General features: G+C 36.2%; 2 protein-coding genes. Both read right to left on the bottom strand.

Translation table 11 applies throughout. The features are described from left to right. Positions 1–70 precede the first annotated feature (70 nt). The gene (secG, locus tag AC3DU7_RS30540; protein WP_124147553.1) at positions 71–304 is read right to left on the bottom strand and encodes a preprotein translocase subunit SecG; all 234 of its coding nucleotides are present in this window, start codon (positions 302–304) and stop codon (positions 71–73) included. Positions 305–438: 134 nt separating this feature from the next. Beyond that, on the bottom strand, positions 439–2,037 hold the full coding sequence (gene gpmI / locus AC3DU7_RS30535; RefSeq protein WP_488042991.1) for a 2,3-bisphosphoglycerate-independent phosphoglycerate mutase: 1,599 nt from the start codon (positions 2,035–2,037) through the stop codon (positions 439–441). Between the last annotated feature and the right edge of the window lie 694 nt (positions 2,038–2,731).

The following is a 2,731-nucleotide window of genomic DNA, read 5'->3' as shown; positions in this document are numbered from 1 at the left end:
CCTAGAATAATTGACTAAATTCACTTGTTTCCCAGACATTTGTCTGGGATATTTTTACTTTCTCAGCAAGTTATTGTGGTAACCAACCTGCACTAAGAAGTATGGTTAAACCCATAAAAAGCACAGAAAAAGTCCAAGTAATCCTATTCAAAGTTATCTCTGCACTTTTGGTGCTAGTAAACAATTGAGCTTGTCCACCAATACCACCAATTCCATCACCTTTGGGGCTGTGTAACAAGACAAATACAACAATACCTATAGCGGATATAATCCAGATAATTTCTGCAAGTTGAACAACATTCATAGTTTTTAATTCGTTAAAAAATCCAATAATTTCGCCGATCTTGAGAGAGATAATTTTTAGTAAACAAAGCATGGCTGAGGAGTTGAAAAATCTCCTCTTGTTTTCTAGTACCTACCTCCTGCCTGCCTGACTGACTACAAACCTACTCTCATAGGAGTACGATTTTGTTGAATATCATATCCAGCATTTTCAATTATTGACCTTCCAGTCATTTCAGGAGGTTGGGGCAACTGTAGAATTTCCAAAATAGTTGGTGCTATATCTGCTAAACACCCATCCTGTCGCAAAGGCACTTCAGTGCCATGACCAGGAATTTTTCGTCCCTCTCCTTCAATAAGTATAAATGGCACAGGATTTGTCGTGTGAGCTGTCCAAGGACTTCCTTCTTCGTCCCACATATATTCAGCATTACCATGGTCAGCAATGATGATTGCTGTGCCACCTACTTTACTAATACTATCTAAAAGTTGTCCTAAACAATGGTCAACAGTTTTAACTGCATTCACCGCCGCATCCATAACCCCAGTGTGACCTACCATGTCAGGGTTAGCATAATTAATCACAATTAGAGAATAAATTTGTTTTTCCACAGCAGCGATCGCTACTTCTGTAACTTCTGCTGCTGACATTTCTGGTGCTTCATCATAGTGAGCAACCATTGGACTTTGAATTAATTCTCGGTCTTCTCCCTCAAATGGTTGTTCCAAACCTCCATTGAAAAAGTAAGTTACATGAGCATACTTTTCAGTTTCAGCAGTACGAAGTTGACGGAGACCATGCTGAGAAATTACTTGTCCAAGAATATTATTTAAGTTTTGAGGCTTAAAAGCTACTAAGGTGGTCAAACTAGAGTCATACTGAGTAAAAGTTAAAAATGTTAATGGTTGAATTTTCTGGCGCTCAAACCCATTAAAGTCTGGGTCTACAAAGGCTTGAGTCAATTGACGGGCACGATCTGGACGAAAATTAAAGAATATTACTCCATCTCCAGGCTCTATAGCTCCTGGGGATACTCTAACTGGGATAACAAATTCATCTGTTATACCTTCAGTATAAGACTGTTGTAGTAAATCAGAAGCAGAACAACCAACTCCATAACCGTCTTTGGTCATCACTTCATAAGCTTTTTGAATTCTATCCCATCGTTTATCCCGGTCCATTGCATAGTAACGACCGCTAATAGTTGCAATTCGTCCTAAACCACTTTGATTAATGTGATATTCTATCTGTTTTAGTACCTGAACCCCTGATTTTGGGTTTGTATCACGTCCATCAGTAATAGCATGAATACAAACATCAGAAATTCCTTTTGCTTTAGCCATATCTAGTAAACCTAATAAGTGGTTTACATGAGAATGAACTCCTCCAGGGGAACATAAGCCTACTAAGTGTAGTTTAGAATTACCCTCAATAACATCTTGACAACATTTTTCAATATCTTGATTTTGAGCAATCGATCCATCTTCTATGGCATCAGATATTCTTACCAACTCCTGGGGTACAATTCTTCCCGCACCAATATTTAGGTGACCGACCTCTGAGTTACCCATTTGACCCTCTGGCAAACCTACTGCTTTCCCAGAAGCTTGAATCAAAGTTCTAGGATATGCTTGCCAAAGGCTGTCAATTACAGGTGTTTCACTCACTGCAATGGCATTTCCTTCTTTTTCTTCTCGATAACCCCAACCATCTAAAATAATTAGTACAACCGGAGATATAGAAACTGTTCCCATGATTTTTTACCTTTTATACCTAATCTCGGTTCTATAATGACTAAATTCAACATACTATAGTTAAGTAGATTTTTATATAAATCTCTATTAATATTTACTTAATTTATGTTAGTAGACCAGTCTTACTAGTTATTAAGTTAACAGTTAATATTTTTAACAAGTCCGTAATTGACCCCACTATTGATCGATAGCTCATCAGTTAACTGTTTCTCACTCCAGTTGATAGGAAAAATTGAATAGGATATCAACTAATACCCATTGAGATTTGAGATTTTAGAGTCTTTGCCTCTAGTTTGCCTAAATATTATTTTATTTGTATCAGTTTAACTCTACAGTTTAAACTGTAAACTATTTACCGAATAATTAGTAATTAATCATTAATAATTAAATAATTCTGGTTTAAAGCTTCCCCTTTTAAGAAAAAAATAAAGAATAATATTTCCTTATATTAAATCAAGAGCGGTTTTAACCAGAGGTAATTATCAATTAATAAATAATAGGTGTCTACCCAATAACTGATAAATGTTTGCTGATTCAATGAAACTTTTAGCTAAATATAATAGATAACTCAAATCATTTCTTAATTTCACTTGAATTGTATTAATATAGAACCCCTAAACGGATCTATTAAGCATCTCCTCCACGCATAGGGAGTAGTAGGGACGTTGCATGCAACGTCCGTACAGAGTAGGGG

It is taken from the genome of Okeania sp. (assembly GCF_983059655.1).
This window is presented reverse-complemented; position numbering and strand designations above follow the sequence as displayed.